Here is a 17,075-nt window from a genome sequence, read left to right as displayed (position 1 = left end):
GGGCGGCGCGCCATGGCGCTGATCGCCACCATCCTCGGCTGCGGCTCCTCCGGCGGCGTGCCGCGCGTCGGCTATGGCTGGGGCAGCTGCGATCCGCAGGAGCCGCGCAACCGCCGCCGCCGCTGCGCGCTGCTGGTCGAGAACATCGCGCCGCAGGGCCGCACCACCGTGCTCGTCGACACCGGGCCGGACGTTCGCAGCCAGCTCTTGGACGCCGAGGTCCAGTGGGTGGACGGGGTGCTCTACACCCACGAGCATGCCGATCACACCCACGGCATCGACGACCTCCGCGTGCTGGCGATCTACAAGCGCCGGCTGGTCGCGGTCCATGCCGACGAGCGGACGGGAACGCTGCTGCGCCACCGCTTCGCCTATTGTTTCGAGACGCCGCCGGGGTCGCAATATCCGCCGATCCTGACGCTGCACCGCATCGAAGGCGCCGTCGCCGTCGCCGGGGCAGGAGGCACGGTGCGCGCCGTCCCCTTCCGCCAGCACCATGGCGACATCGACTCGCTCGGCTTCCGCATCGGCGGCATGGCCTATTCCAGCGACGTGAACGGGTTGCCCGACGAGAGCCTGGAGGCGTTGCGGGGGCTCGACGTCTGGGTCGTCGATGCTCTGCGCCCGCAACCGCATCCGAGCCACTGGTCCCTGCCCGAGGCGCTGGAATGGATCGAACGTCTGCGTCCGAAACGCGCGATCCTGACGAATATGCACACCGACATGGACTATGCGACGCTGAAGGCGCAGCTGCCGCCCCATGTGGAGCCGGCCTATGACGGCATGCGGTTCGAAATCGTCGGAGATTTGTCCTCAGGCGACGGATTGTGACAATGAAACATCTAGAGTTCCAAGGAGTTGTACGATAGAAGCCGGCTAAAGATAGCAAGGGTGTTTGGCATGGCCGGACAGCACTTTCTGCTCGATCTTCTCGCCGGAATCGCGCTCCTCCTGTGGTCCACGCGCCTGGTGAAGACCGGGATCATGCGCGCCTTCGGCGAGCGGCTGCGGCGGGTGATCGGCCGGGCCACGGCGAACCGGGTCCGCGCCTGCCTCGCCGGGGCGGGAGTGGCGACGGCCCTGCAGAGCTCCACCGGATCGACACTGCTGGTGATGTCCTTCCTGGAGCGCGGCTTCCTGAGCCTGGCCATGGCGCTGGCAGTGCTGCTCGGCACCAATATCGGCACGACCCTGGTGGTCCAGGCCCTGTCCTTCGACGTCAGCGCGCTGATGCCGCTGCTGATCCTCTTCGGCGTGGTCGCCTTCATGCTCGCCCGCTCGCCCGTGGTGCAGAACGTCGGGCGCGTCGGCATCGGCCTCGGCCTGATGATCATGTCGCTCGGGCTGGTCGGCCAGGTCGCCGGCCCGCTGCGCTCGAACGACGTGCTGGTGCTGGTCTTCCAGCAGCTGTCGGACGAGCCCGTGCTCGCCCTGGTGATCGGCGCGGCCCTGGCCTGGCTGGTGCATTCGAGCGTGGCGATCATCCTGCTGATCATGTCGCTGGCCGGGGCAGGGGTGATCGATACGCACCTGGCCATGGTGCTCGCCCTCGGCGCCAATATCGGTTCGGGCCTGGCGCCGCTCGGCCTTTCCCTGCGGTCGCCGATCGACGTGCGCCGGGCGCTGGCGGGCAACCTCGCCACCCGGCTGATCGGCGCCATCGCCGTGCTGCCGGCAATCGACTGGATCGCGCCCGTGATCGCCGCGATCGACGCCGATCCGGCCCGCCAGGTGGCGAACACCCACACGGCGTTCAACCTCGTGCTCGCCCTCGCCTTCCTGCCGCTGGTCGACACGACCGCGGGCCTGCTGGCGCGCCTGATGCCGGAGCCGGAGGAACCCGTGGCCGAAAAGCAGCTCTCGCTGCTGGACGAGGCCGATTTCGACCGTCCCTCCGTCGCCCTGGTCGCCGCCTCCCGTGAGGTGATGCACCTGGCCGAGATCGTCGAGGTGATGCTGCGCGAGGCCATCGTCACCTTCGAGGAGACCGACGACGTCAGGCGCAAGCAGATCAGCCGCCTCGACACCAGGGTCGACCAGCTGCAGGAGAGCATCAAGCTCTATCTGACGCGCCTTACCCGCACCGCGCTCGACGAGGACATGAGCCGCAAGGCCTTCGACCTCATCCTGTTCACCACCAATCTGGAACATGTCGGCGACATCCTGGACAAGACGCTGCTCGAGCTCGCCGCCAAGAAGCAGCGGCTGGGCCTGCATTTCTCGCAGGAGGGCTGGTCCGACATCCGGGCGCTGCACCGCGAGACGGTCGAGCAGATGCGCCTGGCCATCACGGTGTTCATGACCCAGGACGTGGAGATGGCGCGGCGGCTGGTCGAGGTGAAGGACCGCATCCGCAGCTTCGAGCGCTCCGCCGCCGAAAGTCATATCGCCCGGCTGCGCGCCGGCACGCTCGCCTCGATCGAGACCAGCTCGCTGCACATGGACATCATCCGCGACCTCAAGCGCATCATCGCGCATCTCACCACAGTGGCCTATCCGATCCTCGAGGCCGGCGGCGAGCTCTCCACCTCGCGCCTGCGCAAGAAGAAGACGGTCGCCTGAGGCGCACCGGCTTGCCCACGAGGCGCGCCGGCTTGCCCACGAGGCGCGCCGGCTTGCCCGCGAGCGGCGGGGCAGGGGGCTGCGCCATCTCGACAGACGCCGCCACACGGGCGAATGATGGGCGATGGCCGCGCCCTGCCCCGGCGCGGCGCCACGGGAACAGTCATGGACGGCACCCAAGAAGCCCCGACGGTCGCGACGCTGCGTGCCCACGAGCACCGGGGCACGGTGCTGGAGGAAGTGCACGCCCGCCCGTTCCGGCCGCTGGGGACGCCGCGGCGGCTCCTGCACTTCGCCTTCCTGACCGACGCGGCGGAGGCCGAGGCCGACCGGGCGGCGCTGGTGCGCTTCTGCGCCGAGCGCGGCGTGGAGCAGCCACGCGACGGCGTCAGGCAGTTTCGCACCGTCTTCGGCGACAAGGCGCTGCGCTGGGAGCAGCACGGCGAGTTCACCACCTATTGCTGGCAGCTCGCCGACGGCGACGGGTCGCTGTTCATCCGGCAGGCCGGGGAGCTCGCCTGGCCGATGGGGCTGATCGAGCAGCCCGGCCGGCATCTGGTCTCGGTCGACCTCCAGCTCGTCCGGCCCGAGGCCACGCCGGACCTCGCCGCCATATTCGACGCCGCCTCGCTCTGCTCGGTGACGGTCGAGGACGGCGCCGCCCGGGTCTCCACCGATTTCAAGGCCGGCGCCGACGGCTTCGTGCGCATCCTGGTCGTCAACCAGGGGCTCGACCCGACGCGCACCGGCGCGCTGGCCCAGCGCCTGCTGGAGCTCGAGACCTACCGCCTGCTGGCGCTGCTCGGGCTGCCGGAGGCTCAGCGACTGAGCGAGCCGATCGCCCGGATCGAACGCAGCCTGGTCGAGATCACCCGGGAGATGACCCGGGTCGACGGCCTGGACGCCAACCAGAGGCTGCTCGACCGCATTGCAGCCCTGGCGGCGGAGCTGGAGGCCGGCGTCGCCGAATCCCTGTTCCGATTCGGCGCGACCCGCGCCTATCACGGCATCGTCCAGGGGCGCCTGGCGGCGATCCACGGCGAAGCAGCGGCCGGCGGCGAGACCTTCGACAGCTTCCTCAGCCGCCGGATGACGCCGGCCTTGCGCACCTGCGCCGCGATCGAGGCGCGGCAGGCCAGCCTGTCGAGCCGGCTGGCGCGGGCGGCGCAGCTCCTGCGCACCAAGGTCGACATCGAGCTGGAGCGCCAGAACCGCGACATCCTGTCGACGCTGAGCGAGCGCACGCGCCTGCAGCTCAGGCTGCAGCACACGGTCGAAGGCCTGTCGATCGCGGCGGTGAGCTACTATGTGGTCGGGCTGATCGGCCATCTCGCCGGGCTGCTGCCGGCCCTGGGCCTCACGATCGACAAGGAGGTCGTGACCGCCGCGGCGATCCCGGTCGTGGTGGCGGCGGTCGCCTGGTTCATCCTGATGCGCGTCCGGCGACACAAAAACATTCCATAATATATCTTATGCGAATTTTCTTCGTGCGGAAGCACCCTCCCCATGCCGCTGCGGATCGGTGGGTCCGCCGCTCAGGCGTTGGTGCCGCTGTCGATGGTGAAGGCGGCGCCGGTGACGGTCTGGGCCGCCGGGCTCGCCAGCCAGGCGACGAGCGCGGCGACCTCGGACGGCATGCTGTAGCGCGGCACCGCCATGGCCGCGCGCGCCTGGTCGGCCCGCGCGCCGGCGGCCGGATTCATCTCCGTATCCGTCGGCCCGGGATGGACGATGTTGGCGGTGATGCCGCGCGGTCCGAGGTCGCGCGCCAGCGCCTTGGTGAGCCCGCTCAGCCCCGCCTTGCTCATGGCATAGAGCCCGAGGCCCGGCCGCCCGACCCGCTCGACCAGGCTGCTGCCGATGGCGATGATGCGACCGCCTTCGCCCATGTGCCGCAGGGCGGCCCGGGTGGCGACGAAGGCGGCGCGCAGATTGACGGCGATGGTCCGGTCGAACGCATCGAGCGTCGCGTCCTCGATGGTTGCGACCGGAAACATGCCGGCATTGTTGACCAGGATGTCGAGCCGTCCGAACGAGGCCGCGGCTTCGTCCACGGCGCCGCCCAGCGCCGCGGCGTCGGCGCCGTCGGCCCGCAGCGCCAGCGCCCGCCGTCCGGCCGCGCGGATGTCGGCGGCCACGGCCTCGGCGCTGTCGGGCCGGGTCGCATAGGTGACCGCCACATCGGCGCCGTCGGCCGCCAGGGCACGGGCGATCGCCGCGCCAATGCCGCGGCCACCACCGGTGACGATGGCGGATTTTCCAAGCAAAGGCATGAGCATGGCGAAAATTCCTGAATTCGAGGCAAGGGGGCGGGGAGGCTCGATGGGCCCTGCCCGCTTTCCCGTCCGGGCCGATCGGGCGCGGACCGGCATTGGACAGGGCACTCACGCATTGGTACGATGGATATCGTACCTATCAAGCCCCAAGGTACGATGCAATGCGTACCTGTAATCGAGGCCATGCCGCCCGTGGATGAGAACGAGTCCCTGGAACCGGCCGAGATCGGGCTCGGCCCCGTGCTGGCCGCCCTCGCCGATCCCTTGCGCCGGCGCGTGATCGCCGAGCTCGCACGGGCGCCCGCCGGCACGGAGCGCACCTGCGCGTCCTTCGGCCTGCCCGTGGCCAAGGCGACGCTCACCCATCATTTCCGCGTGCTGCGCCGGGCCGGCCTGATCCGGCAGACAGACCGCGGCAATTGCCGCACGGCGGGCCTGCGCCGGGCCGAGATCGAGGCGAAGCTGCCCGGCCTGCTGGCCCTGATTGTCGCGGAGGAGAGCGCAGACCCGGCCGGCGAGGGCGCTCCCGAGCCGCGGCGAACCGCCCTGCCCTGACGCGCCGGCCCGCCGGCCGGCATCTTCCCGCTTGACACGGGCGGCATCGCCGGCCGACGAAGCAGCCCCTGTCTCCCGATCGGTGCGATGCGTTATTCCCTGGTGATCTTCGACTGCGACGGCGTCCTCATCGACAGCGAGATCCTGTCGGCGGAAGCCACGGCGCACATGCTGACCGATCTCGGCGTGCCGATGACGGCCGAGCGCTGCATGAGCCTGTTCCTCGGCATGACCCAGGCCGACATGGAAAGCACCATCGAGCGCGAATTTGCCCTGCGCCTGGCGCCGGACTTCGCGCAGCGGACCACCGCGCTGCTGATGCAGTCCTACCGGGACCGGCTGCGGGCGATCGACGGCGTGCGCGAGCTGCTCGAACGCCTGCCGGTGCCGTTCTGCGTCGCCTCGAACAGCCCGCCGGCCAAGCTCGGGCTCGGGCTGAGCCTGACCGACCTGTTCGAATCGTTCTATCCGCACATCTACTGCTCCAAGCTGGTGGAGCGCGGCAAGCCGGCGCCGGACCTGTTCCTCTATGCCGCCGGTCAGCTCGGCGTGGCGCCGGCGCAGACCATCGTTGTCGAGGACAGCGTCGCCGGCGTCACCGCCGCCAAGGCCGCGGGCATGACGGCGCTCGGCTTCACCGGCGGGCTGCACAGCGGCCCCGCCAGCGCCGAGCGGCTGCGGGCCGCCGGCGCCGACCACATCGCCGAAACCATGGATGAGGTGCGCGTCCTCCTCGGCCTCGACGACTGAGCTCTCGCTAGAGCAAAGCGCGTTTGGACGGAAACGCTTCTTTGCTCTAACTCTTTGTTTCGACGCGTCTTTGCGATGCTTGGCGAGTCCGCCAAATCGCAAAACGCTTTAGTCCTCCGCCGGACGGCTGCGCCGCCCGGCCTTGACCGTGGAGCGCTTGTCCTTGTGCTGCAGGCGCCGCTCCTGCGACGCCTTGGTCGGCTTGGTCGGCCGCCGCGGCTTCGGACGGGCCGTCGCCTCGCGGATCAGCTCCACCAGCCGTGCCAGCGCCTCTTCGCGGTTCATCTTCTGGCTGCGATGAGTCTGGGCCGCGATGACGATGACGCCGTCCTGGGTCAGTCGGCTGCCGGCCAGCTTCATCAGGCGGACCGCGACGTCGTTGGGCAGCGACGGCGAGCGCCGGACATCGAAGCGCAGCTGCACGGCCGTCGACGTGGTGTTGACGTTCTGGCCGCCCGGCCCCGAGGCGCGCACGAAGCTTTCCTCGATCTCGCTCTCGTCGATGTGGAGGGTCGGGGTGATCTCGATCATGGCTGCCTCCCTCGTCGGCCGCCCGCCCGATAGCACGGCTCGCCCCGGCCGTGTTGACGAATCTCCGCTTTAACGATGCAGCCTTATGGTTGCGCCGACTTCATCCCTGCTCTCCAACGGCTCGCCCCGATGCTCCAGCGCCTGCTCACGCGGCCCGACCGGCTGTTCCTCGTTCTGGCCACGCTGTTCGGCCTGGTCTTCGTCGCCGCCATCCCGCCGCTCGGCGGCGGCAACGAGACCTTCAATTTCCAGCGCGCCGCCGCCATCGCCGCCGGCCACCCGCTGATCGAGCCGGCCGCCGTGCGGCCCGGCATCGTCGACCTCATCGATGCCGGCTGGGCCGCCTTCCCCTCCGGCTCGCAGCCGCCCTACGGCTACTCCCTCGACACCTGGCGGCGAGCCGCGGCGATCCCGCTGGACGGGCCGGAGAAGACGCTGCAGCCCAATCCCATCGCGGTGCTGCATCCCCTCTCCTACACGCCGCAGGTGCCGCTGCTGTGGCTCGGCGGCGCCCTGGGGCTGCCGCCCCTCGTCCTGTTCTATCTCGGCCGGCTAGGCGGCCTCATCGCCGGCATCGGCCTCACCGCCCTCGCCATCCGCACCATGCCCTCGCACAGGTTCGCCCTGTGCGCGCTCGCCCTGCTGCCGACCGTCACCTTCACCCGCAGCACCCTCGATGCCGATCAGCTCACCACCGGCCTCGCCTTCCTGCTGGCCGCCATGATCCTCGCCGAGACCGTGCGGCGCGACGCCATCGGCACAGGCGCGCTGCTGCGGCTCGCCGCTGCCGCCTTCGTGCTGGCGCAATGCAAGACCGCCTATCTCGTGCTGCCGCTGCTGGCGTTCGCCATCCCGCGGGCACGCTTCGCCTCGACGCGCGCCTATGCCGGGGCCATGGCGCTGATCGTCCTGCCCGGCGCCCTGGCCAGCTTCGCCTGGATGCTGGCGCTGAAGCTGACCTATTTCTCGGGCATCGAGTACCGCACCTGGGCGGGCCTGGTGCAGCCGGACCGGCAGGTCGCCCTGATCCTGTCCGACCCGCTCGGCTATGCCGCGGTGCTCGGCCGCACCCTGGTGCAGACGCCCCTGCTCTACGACAGCGTGACCGGCTTCCTCGGCGTGTTCGGCCCGCCCGTGAGCTTTCCCGCGCCGGCCTATGCCGTGCTCTTCGCGCTCCTGCTTTTCGTCCTGGTCTCGGACCCCACCAGCAGGGCCGCCGACTACGCCCGGACGGTGCGCTGGCTCGCGGTGGCGATCTTCGTCGCCGGCATCGTGCTCATCCTCACCCTGCTCTACATCCAGTGGACCGGCTACGGCAGCCCGACGATCCAGGGCTTCCAGGGACGCTACCTCTATCCGCTCGCGCCGCTGCCGCTGATCCTGCTGCGCACCAGCGGCGGGCCACTGCTCGGCCTCTCCGCCGGCGCCTGGACCGCCCTGCTGGCCATGGTCGGCTTCGCCGGCGCCCTGTGGATCAGCCTGGAGACCTATTACGGCTAGCGCGGATCCGCGTCTGCTTCTGGATAAGTTCTCCAAATGTTCTTGTCTTTCGCGTCAAGCCGCTTCATTCTGCGGCCCGGACCCACTATGTCTGGGGCCACGAACCAACTTCAAATCCGTCAGGATCGACCGCATGACTGGTCAGACGCCGGGCCGGCAGGCCCTCTCGTCCGCGGATCGCCGCGTGATCTCGATTCGCGGCGCCCGTGAGCACAATCTCAAGAACGTCGATCTTGAAATTCCGCGCGACAGGCTGGTCGTGTTCACCGGCCTGTCGGGCTCCGGCAAGTCGTCGCTCGCCTTCGACACCATCTATGCCGAGGGGCAGCGGCGCTATGTCGAGAGCCTGTCGGCCTATGCGCGCCAGTTCCTGGAGATGATGCAGAAGCCGGACGTCGACCAGATCGACGGCCTGTCGCCGGCCATCTCCATCGAGCAGAAGACGACCTCGCGCAACCCGCGCTCGACGGTCGGCACCGTCACCGAGATCCACGACTATATGCGCCTGCTGTGGGCGCGCGTCGGCATCCCCTACTCGCCCGCCACCGGCCTGCCGATCGAGAGCCAGACGGTCAGCCAGATGGTCGACCGGGTGATGGCGCTGCCGGAGGGCACGCGCCTGTTCCTGCTCGCCCCCGTCGTGCGCGGCCGCAAGGGCGAGTATCGCAAGGAGATCGCCGAGTTCATGAAGCGCGGCTTCCAGCGCGCCAAGATCGACGGCGCCTTCTACGAGCTCGCCGACGCCCCTGCCCTCGACAAGAAGCTCAAGCACGATATCGACGTGGTCGTCGACCGCATCGTCGTGCGCGGCGACATCGCAGCGCGCCTGGCCGATTCCTTTGAGACCGCGCTGGAGCTGGCGGACGGCATCGCCATTGCCGAGATGGCCGACCAGAAGGACGACAAGGGCGAGCCGGCGCGCGTGGTGTTCAGCCAGAAATTCGCCTGCCCGGTCTCCGGCTTCACCATTCCGGAGATCGAGCCGCGGCTGTTCTCGTTCAACAACCCCTTCGGCGCCTGCCCGGTCTGCGACGGGCTCGGCTCGGAGATGACGGTCGACCCGATGCTGGTGGTGCCGGACGAATCGCTGTCCCTGCGCAAGGGCGCCATCGCGCCCTGGGCCAAGTCGACCAGCCCCTATTACGGCCAGACCATCGACGCCCTCGCCAAGCACTACAAGTTCGGGGTGACGACGCCCTGGAAGGACCTGCCCGAGGCCGTCCGGCAGGTCATGCTCTACGGCTCGGGCAGCGACGAGATCAAGTTCTCCTTCGACGACGGGCTGCGCGCCTACGAGACGAAGAAAACCTTCGAAGGCGTGGTCACCAATCTCGAGCGGCGCTGGAAGGAGACCGATTCGGACTGGGCCCGCGAGGAGATCTCGCGCTTCATGTCCAACACGCCGTGCAAGGCCTGCGGCGGCTTCCGCCTCAAGCCCGAGGCCCTGGCGGTGAAGATCGACCAGTGCCATATCGGCATGGCGTCGGCGCTGTCGGTGCGCCAGGCGCAGGCCTGGTTCGAAGCCCTGCCGGAGAAGCTCGACGCCAAGCGCAACGAGATCGCCGGCCGCATCCTCAAGGAAATCCGCGAACGCCTGCGCTTCCTCGTCGATGTCGGCCTCGACTATCTCACGCTCTCGCGCAATTCCGGCACGCTGTCGGGCGGCGAGAGCCAGCGCATCCGCCTCGCCTCGCAGATCGGATCGGGTCTCACCGGCGTGCTCTACGTGCTCGACGAGCCCTCGATCGGCCTGCACCAGCGCGACAACGAGCGCCTGCTCGAGACGCTGCGGCGGCTGCGCGACCTCGGCAACACCGTGGTCGTGGTCGAGCATGACGAGGACGCCATCCTGCAGGCCGACTATGTCGTCGACGTCGGCCCGGGAGCGGGCGTGCACGGCGGGCAGATCGTGGCGCAGGGCACGCCCAGCGAGGTCATGGCCAATCCGAACTCGCTCACCGGCAAGTACCTCACCGGCGAGATGGCGGTGCCCCTCCCCGCGCGGCGGCGCAAGCGGCAGAAGGGCAAGGCGCTGCGGGTGGTCGGCGCGCGCGGCAACAATCTCAAGGACGTCTCGGTGGAGCTGCCGCTCGGCCTGTTCACCTGCGTGACAGGCGTGTCAGGCGGCGGCAAGTCGACCCTTCTGATCGACACCCTGTACAAGGCGGTGGCGCGGCGGCTCAACGGCGCCGCCGAGCACCCGGCGCCGCACGAGCGGATCGAGGGCCTGGAGCTGATCGACAAGGTGATCGACATCGACCAGTCGCCGATCGGCCGCACGCCACGCTCCAATCCGGCCACCTACACCGGCGCCTTCACGCCGATCCGCGAATGGTTCTCTGGCCTGCCGGAGGCCAAGGCCCGCGGCTTCCAGCCCGGCCGCTTCTCCTTCAACGTCAAGGGCGGGCGCTGCGAGGCCTGCCAGGGCGACGGCGTCATCAAGATCGAGATGCATTTCCTGCCCGACGTCTACGTCACCTGCGACGTCTGCAAGGGCAAGCGCTACGATCGCGAGACGCTGGAGGTGCGCTTCAAGAACAAGTCGATCGCCGACGTCCTCGACATGACGGTGGACGAGGCGGCGGAGTTCTTCAAGGCTGTGCCGGGCATCCGCAACACCATGGAGACCCTGGCGCGGGTCGGCCTCGGCTATGTCAAGGTCGGGCAGCAGGCCACGACCCTCTCCGGCGGTGAGGCGCAGCGCGTCAAGCTGTCGAAGGAATTGTCCCGCCGGTCCACCGGCCGCACGCTCTACATCCTGGACGAGCCGACCACGGGCCTGCATTTCCACGATGTCGCCAAGCTCCTGGAAGTGCTGCACGAACTGGTCGAGCAGGGCAACACGGTCGTGGTGATCGAGCACAATCTGGAGGTGATCAAGACCGCCGACTGGGTCATCGACATGGGACCGGAGGGCGGCGACGGCGGCGGCGAAGTGGTGGCGCAGGGCACGCCGGAGGATATCGCCAAGGAGCCGCGTTCGCATACCGGCCGGTTCCTGCGCGAGGTCATGCAGCGCCGTCCACAGGGCCGGAAAGTGCATGAGGCCGCGGAATAGCCTGATTGATATGCATATCCCGCATTGAAATATGGCGAACTACAGGCATTTATGACCCTTTCCTGACATGTTACCGCGGCTGCCATGCAGATTTGCATGACTGTTGTGCGTCGCACCCTCTACCTGTGCAATGCAACATCGATCATATTGCCTCTCGAAAGGGCGACGGGAAATCCGTTCCGTCGCGGGGACGATGAAAGGCACATCCCATGTTGTTCGCTGCGTTGATCGAGCGTCTGCGCATCTGGCGCCGTGAGCGCGAGACCCTGGCGGAGCTCCGCCGTCTGACCGCGCGTGATCTGTTCGATATCGGCATCAATCCCGCCGATGTCCGGAGCATTGCCCGCGAAGCCGCCCGCGCCTGACGCCGGGCCGGTCTGCGAGCAGGTTCTCCCGAACCTGCCTGCACGTTGGAATCCAAGCTCCCTTCGCGTGGTTGAAGCCGGGTGAAGGGGCTTACCGCCGGATCCTCCTATCGGAAGCAGCCTGCGTTTTCTTGCGTTGCTTCCGTGAAGCGCCCGCCGAACCTCCCGTCGGCGGGCGCTTTTCTGTTTGCGTAGCCGGCATTGCCTCGGCCGAGAGCCGGGGATAGAACCGCGCCATGAGGCTATCCCCTGTTCATGTCGTCGGCGCCGGCCTGGCCGGCTCCGAAGCCGCCTGGCAGATCGCCCGGGCCGGTGTGCCCGTCGTCCTGCACGAGATGCGCCCGGTGCGCGGCACCGAGGCGCACAAGACCGGCGATTTCGCCGAGCTCGTCTGCTCCAACTCCTTCCGATCCGACGATGCGCAGACCAATGCCGTCGGCCTGCTGCACGAGGAGATGCGCCGCCTCGGGTCGCTGATCATGGCGTGCGGAGACGCGCACCAGGTGCCGGCCGGCGGCGCGCTGGCGGTCGACCGCGACGGCTTCGCCGGTGCCGTGACCGCGCGCCTCGCGGACGAGCCGCTGGTCGAGATCCGGCGCGAGGAGATTGCCGGGCTGCCGCCGGCGGCGTGGGACAGCGTCATCCTCGCCACCGGCCCCCTCACCTCGCCCGCCCTTGCCGAAGCCATCACCGCGCTCACCGGCGAAAGCTCGCTCGCCTTCTTCGACGCCATTGCGCCGATCGTGCACCGCGATTCGATCGACATGGAGATCGCCTGGTTCCAGTCGCGCTATGACAAGCCGGGGCCGGGCGGCAGCGGCGCCGACTACATCAATTGCCCGATGACGCGCGAGCAATACGACGCCTTCCTCGACGCCCTGCTCGCCGGGGAGAAGACCGCCTTCAAGGAATGGGAGGGCACGCCCTATTTCGACGGCTGCCTGCCGATCGAGGTGATGGCCGAACGCGGCAGGGAGACCCTGCGATTCGGGCCGATGAAGCCTGTTGGCCTCACCAATCCGCGCGACCCCACGGTCAAGCCCCACGCCATCGTGCAGCTGCGCCAGGACAACGCGCTCGGCACGCTCTACAACATGGTCGGCTTCCAGACGAAGCTGAGACATGCCGAGCAGGCGCGGATCCTGCGGATGATCCCGGGCCTCGAAGGCGCCGAGTTCGCCCGCCTCGGCGGCCTCCACCGCAACACATACCTCAACTCGCCGCTGCTGCTCGACGCCACGCTGCGGCTGAAGGCGCAGCCGCGCCTGCGCTTCGCCGGCCAGATCACCGGCTGCGAAGGCTATGTGGAGAGTGCCGCCGTCGGCCTGATGGCCGGCCGCTTTGCCGCCGCCGAGCGGCTCGGCGCCCTGCCCGCCCCGCCCCCGGCCACGACCGGCATGGGCGCGCTGCTCGGCCACATCACCGGCGGCCATATCGTCACGCTCGACGCCGGACCGCGCTCGTTCCAGCCGATGAACGTCAATTTCGGCCTGTTCCCGCCACTGGACGTCGTGCCCAAGGCCGAAGACGGCCGGCGCCTGCGCGGCGCCGAGAAGACTGCGGCCAAGAAGCGGGCGCTGACCCGCCGGGCGCTCACGGACCTGGCGGCCTGGATGGACGGGACCGGACGCGCCGCGACGGAGTGACGGCTGCTGCCTGGTGGGGGCGGGTCAGGGGGCGCGCCAGAGCGCCCATTGCCGCCGCCATTGCGGCAGCTCGACGGCATCGCGGAACGGCTCGTAGCCGGCCCGCTCCATCAGGCCGAGATAGGGACGCACCAGCGCCAGCGGCAGGAACGCCGCGCGCACCGCTCGGGGGACCGCTGCACGCAGCGCTTCGGCCGCCGCGAGATGGCGTCGGGCATGGCCGCGCATCTCCGCCAGCGCCGCCTTCACCGCCGGCGTGGCGCGGCCGCCGAGAATATCGTCCCTGGCGGCGCCGTGCCGGTCCAGCACCGCCTGCGGCACCAGGATCTGGCCACGGGCGGCGTGGCGGGCGAAGCTGCGCAGCAGGCCGGTCAGGCCATGGGCGACGCCGGCATGGCCGGCCGCGTCCGGCGAGCCCGCATCCCCGCCGTCCGCCAGCACGAGGCTCGCCAGCCGCATCAGGGCCGAGGAGGTCTCGCCGCAATATCCCTCCAGATCGGTCAGGGTCGGCACGGGGTCGTCGTAGAGATCGTGGGTGCGCGCCTCGATCAGGCCGAGGAAGGCGGCCTGCGGCAGGCGATAGCGGGCGATGGCCTGCTGCAGCGCCGCCGCCACGGGATGGGCGCCGGGATCGCCCCTCGCCTCGCCGGCCAGCATGTCGCGCCACCATTGCAGCCGCACCTCGCCGGGCAGCGGCGCGGACACGACGTCGCGCACGCGCGACACCTCGGCGTTGAAGGCATAGAGCGCCAGCAGCGCGGCGCGATGCGCCGGCGGCGCCAGCAGCGTCGCCAGCCAGCGGTCGCGATCGACATCGCGCACCAGGGCCTCGCAATGGGCGGCATCGGCGCTGGCGGTCTCGGTCATGGCTGTCACGCGCCTCAGGGCACGGCGATCAAAGCCGCGGCGACGCGCCGGTCCTCCGCCAGCAGCACGTTCCAGGTCATCGCCGCGGCGCTGGTCGTCATCACGTCGACGCTGATCCTGACGTCCCGGAAGCGCCAGCGCAACGCTTCCGCCAGGACGACGGGATCGCGCCCCGCGCCGATCAGCAGGATGTCGATCGCCGCCGCCTCCTCGAACACCGGGCCGAACGCCGCCTCGGAGAACTCGGCGGGGCCGGCGACGGCCCAGGCATGCATGCCCGAGGGCAGGCCGAGCAGGGAGCCGCGATGCGACATGTCGCCGAAGCGAAAGCCGCCGGCGCCGTAGCCGTCGATCGGCAGCCGCTGCGGCAGGAAGCGCCGGCCGCCTTCGCCCGTCACTTTTCGCCGCCGTCCTTGCCGTCGGCGGCCGTGGGGCCGCCCGGCCGCAGGCCGAGATAGATCAGAATCGGCGAAGCGATGAAGATCGAGGTGTAGGTACCGACCAGCACCACGCCGAACATCATCGTCGCGGTGAAGCTGTGGATGGCCCGGCCGCCGAACAGGAGCAACGCCAGCAGCGCCAGCGTCACCGTGACGTGGGTGATGATCGAGCGCGACAGGGTGGCGTTGGTGGCGTTGTCGAGCAGCTCCGCCATCGGCATCTTCTTGTACTTGCGCAGGAGCTCGCGGATACGGTCGTAGATGACGACGGTGTCGTTCAGCGAATAGCCGAGGATCGTCAGCAGCGCCGCCACGCTGGTGAGATCGAAGTCGATCTGCGTCACCGACATGAAGCCGATGGTCAGCACCAGATCGTGCACGTTGGCGATCATGGCGCCGACCGCGAACTGCCAGTCGAAGCGGAACCACAGATAGACCAGGATGGCGCCGATGGCGAAGAAGATGCCAACCGTGCCGAGCGTCACCAGTTCCTGCGACACGCGCGGGCCGATCACCTCGACCCGCTCGTAGACATAGCCCGTTCCGAGCGTCGAGCGCACTTTGGTCGCCGCCACCTGCTGCTCGGCGTCGCCGCCGGGCTGCTGGGCGATGCGGATCAGCACCTCGCCGTTGCCGCCGATCTCCTGCAGCTGCACCTCGCCGAGGCCCAGGCCCTCGATGCTCGTGCGCATGGCGCCGATATCGATCTGGCCGGAGGAGGCGCGCACCTCCATCAGCGTGCCGCCCTTGAAGTCGATGCCGTAGTTGAGCCCGTGGGTGAAGAAGAACACCAGGGCCAGGATCGACAGCGCCGCCGAGATCGGAAAGCTGAATCGGCGGAAGCGGACGAAGCCGAAATTGGTGTTGTCGGGAACGATACGAAGATGGCGCACCGCGCTCTCCACTCAGATCGGGATCGTGCGGGGTTTGAACCCGCGATACCACCAGGAGACCAGCAGGCGCGTCACCGTGAAGGCGGTGAACACCGTGGTGATGATGCCGACGCCGAGGGTGACGGCAAAGCCCTTCACCGCGCCGGTGCCGACCATGAACAGCGCCGCCGCGGCGATGAAGGTGGTGATGTTGGAATCGAGGATGGTCGCCAGCGCGCGGGAGAAGCCGGCATCGAGCGCCATCAGCACCGAGCGCCCCGCCCTCACCTCCTCGCGGATGCGCTCGTAGATCAGTACGTTGCTGTCGACCGCGATGCCCACCGTCAGCACCACGCCGGCAATGCCCGGCAGCGTCAGCGTGGCGCCGAGCAGCGACAGGATACCGAAGATCAGGCCGACATTGATGGCGACGGCGACGGAGGCGATGATGCCGAACAGGCCGTAGGTCAGGATCATGAACAGGACCACCAGGCCCGATCCGGTCACGGCCGCCAGCTCGCCGGCCCGGATCGAGTCGGCGCCGAGGCCGGGGCCGACAGTGCGCTCCTCGACCACGGTCATCGGCGCGGGCAGCGCGCCCGAGCGCAGCAGCAGGGCGAGGTCGTTGGCGCTCTGCGTGGTGAAGTTGCCGGAGATCTGGCCCGAGCCGCCGAGGATCGGCTCGCGGATGTTCGGGGCCGAGATCACCTTGTTGTCGAGGACGATGGCGAAGGGCCGGCCGACATTCTCCTGCGTCACCCGGCCGAACTGCTGGGCGCCGCGGGTGTTGAAGCGGAAGCTGACCACCGGCTCGCGGTTCTGCTGGTCGAAGCTCGCCTGGGCGTCGGTGAGATCCTCGCCCGCCACCATGACGCGCTTCTCCACGACATAGGGGACCTTGCCGTCCTCCGACATCAGGATCTCCGAATCGGCCGGCGGCCGGGTCTGCAGCGCCTGCTCCGGCGAGACGTTCGGATCGACGAGCCGGAACTCGAGCTTGGCCGTCTGCCCGAGGATGTCCTTGAAGTGCGAGGGGTCCTGCAGGCCCGGCAGCTGCACCAGGATGCGGTCGGCGCCCTGGCGCTGGATCGAGGGCTCGGTGGTGCCGAGCTGGTTGACGCGGATGCCGATGATCTCCATCGACCGCGACAGCACCCGCGACATGCGGTCGTTCAGCCCGAAATCCGTCACCGTCAGCTTGATCTGGCCATTGTCGCCGGAGCTGACGTCGGCCGAGCGCTGGTCGCCGCCGGTGAACAGGGCGGCGTTGGCCGGAGCGCCGAGCGGCCTGAGGACGTCGAGCGCCCGCGTCTGGTCGTTGGGGTCGCGCAGGGTGAGCTGCACCGAGCGGCCTTGCACGCCGAGATTGGTGAAGCCGATCTTGGCATCGCGCAGCGTGCGCCGGGCGTCCTCGCGCAGGGCTTCCACCTGGTCCTTCAGCACCGCTGCCTGGTCGACCTCGAGAAGGAGCTGGGAGCCGCCCTGCAGGTCGAGGCCGAGCGTCACCGGCTGGTGCGGCAGCCAGCGCGGCATGGCCGAACGCCAGGACTCCGGATAGAGGTTGGGCAGGGCGAGCCACAGTCCGATCAGGATCGTGCCGAGGATGGCCGCCGTTTTCCAGCGTGTATAGTTCATGGCGCGCTCCGCTCTGCC

15 protein-coding genes are annotated in these 17,075 nt (G+C 69.3%); 9 read left to right on the top strand and 6 right to left on the bottom strand.

Annotation, left to right across the window (positions count from 1 at the left end):
* Positions 1-12 precede the first annotated feature (12 nt).
* From QO011_RS08960 to QO011_RS08950, 3 genes are all read left to right on the top strand, one after another.
* Positions 13-831, top strand: coding sequence for an MBL fold metallo-hydrolase (locus QO011_RS08960; protein ID WP_307270473.1), 819 nt, complete (start codon positions 13-15; stop codon positions 829-831).
* Between the two features lie 69 nt (positions 832-900).
* Positions 901-2,562, top strand: coding sequence for a Na/Pi cotransporter family protein (locus tag QO011_RS08955; RefSeq protein ID WP_307270471.1), 1,662 nt, complete (start codon positions 901-903; stop codon positions 2,560-2,562).
* 165 nt (positions 2,563-2,727) lie between these two features.
* Complete coding sequence (locus QO011_RS08950) at positions 2,728-4,026, top strand: DUF3422 domain-containing protein (RefSeq protein ID WP_307270469.1); 1,299 nt, start codon at positions 2,728-2,730, stop codon at positions 4,024-4,026.
* A gap of 71 nt (positions 4,027-4,097) precedes the next feature.
* Here the strand turns inward: QO011_RS08950 and QO011_RS08945 are convergent, their stop codons facing one another.
* On the bottom strand, positions 4,098-4,841 hold the full coding sequence (locus tag QO011_RS08945) for an SDR family oxidoreductase (RefSeq protein ID WP_307270467.1): 744 nt from the start codon (positions 4,839-4,841) through the stop codon (positions 4,098-4,100).
* Positions 4,842-5,021: 180 nt separating this feature from the next.
* Between QO011_RS08945 and QO011_RS08940 the strand changes: the two genes are divergently transcribed.
* Complete coding sequence (locus tag QO011_RS08940; protein ID WP_307270465.1) at positions 5,022-5,393, top strand: ArsR/SmtB family transcription factor; 372 nt, start codon at positions 5,022-5,024, stop codon at positions 5,391-5,393.
* Positions 5,394-5,480: 87 nt separating this feature from the next.
* The gene (locus tag QO011_RS08935) at positions 5,481-6,143 is read left to right on the top strand and encodes an HAD family hydrolase (RefSeq protein ID WP_307270463.1); all 663 of its coding nucleotides are present in this window, start codon (positions 5,481-5,483) and stop codon (positions 6,141-6,143) included.
* A gap of 108 nt (positions 6,144-6,251) precedes the next feature.
* Here the strand turns inward: QO011_RS08935 and arfB are convergent, their stop codons facing one another.
* Positions 6,252-6,674: an alternative ribosome rescue aminoacyl-tRNA hydrolase ArfB gene (gene arfB, locus QO011_RS08930; protein WP_307270461.1), complete on the bottom strand. Its 423-nt coding sequence runs from the start codon at positions 6,672-6,674 to the stop codon at positions 6,252-6,254.
* Positions 6,675-6,803: 129 nt separating this feature from the next.
* Between arfB and QO011_RS08925 the strand changes: the two genes are divergently transcribed.
* From QO011_RS08925 to trmFO, 4 genes are all read left to right on the top strand, one after another.
* The gene (locus QO011_RS08925; RefSeq protein ID WP_307270458.1) at positions 6,804-8,174 is read left to right on the top strand and encodes a DUF2142 domain-containing protein; all 1,371 of its coding nucleotides are present in this window, start codon (positions 6,804-6,806) and stop codon (positions 8,172-8,174) included.
* A 133-nt stretch (positions 8,175-8,307) separates the two neighbouring features.
* The gene (gene uvrA, locus QO011_RS08920) at positions 8,308-11,232 is read left to right on the top strand and encodes an excinuclease ABC subunit UvrA (protein WP_307270456.1); all 2,925 of its coding nucleotides are present in this window, start codon (positions 8,308-8,310) and stop codon (positions 11,230-11,232) included.
* 209 nt (positions 11,233-11,441) lie between these two features.
* Complete coding sequence (locus tag QO011_RS08915) at positions 11,442-11,597, top strand: DUF1127 domain-containing protein (protein WP_307270454.1); 156 nt, start codon at positions 11,442-11,444, stop codon at positions 11,595-11,597.
* Between the two features lie 236 nt (positions 11,598-11,833).
* On the top strand, positions 11,834-13,243 hold the full coding sequence (trmFO, locus tag QO011_RS08910) for a methylenetetrahydrofolate--tRNA-(uracil(54)-C(5))-methyltransferase (FADH(2)-oxidizing) TrmFO (protein WP_307270452.1): 1,410 nt from the start codon (positions 11,834-11,836) through the stop codon (positions 13,241-13,243).
* A gap of 24 nt (positions 13,244-13,267) precedes the next feature.
* On the opposite strand, the gene QO011_RS08905 is transcribed toward trmFO, so the two are convergent.
* From QO011_RS08905 to secD, 4 genes are read right to left on the bottom strand one after another with little or no spacing between them, the layout of a single operon-like run.
* Complete coding sequence (locus QO011_RS08905; RefSeq protein WP_307270450.1) at positions 13,268-14,110, bottom strand: phytoene/squalene synthase family protein; 843 nt, start codon at positions 14,108-14,110, stop codon at positions 13,268-13,270.
* Positions 14,111-14,124: 14 nt separating this feature from the next.
* Positions 14,125-14,508 (bottom strand): Mth938-like domain-containing protein, encoded by a 384-nt coding sequence (locus QO011_RS08900; protein WP_307270448.1) that lies wholly within the window; start codon positions 14,506-14,508, stop codon positions 14,125-14,127.
* Complete coding sequence (gene secF, locus QO011_RS08895) at positions 14,505-15,455, bottom strand: protein translocase subunit SecF (protein WP_370881927.1); 951 nt, start codon at positions 15,453-15,455, stop codon at positions 14,505-14,507. The genes QO011_RS08900 and secF overlap by 4 nt, the downstream gene beginning before the upstream one ends.
* Positions 15,456-17,057 (bottom strand): protein translocase subunit SecD, encoded by a 1,602-nt coding sequence (secD, locus tag QO011_RS08890; RefSeq protein ID WP_307270442.1) that lies wholly within the window; start codon positions 17,055-17,057, stop codon positions 15,456-15,458. It lies immediately after the preceding gene.
* Positions 17,058-17,075 lie beyond the last annotated feature (18 nt).

The organism is Labrys wisconsinensis, assembly GCF_030814995.1.
In the GTDB taxonomy this organism is placed as follows: Bacteria; Pseudomonadota; Alphaproteobacteria; order Rhizobiales; family Labraceae; genus Labrys; species Labrys wisconsinensis.
The sequence above is the reverse complement of the archived record's forward strand: the minus strand, read 5'-3'. Positions and strand labels throughout refer to the sequence as shown.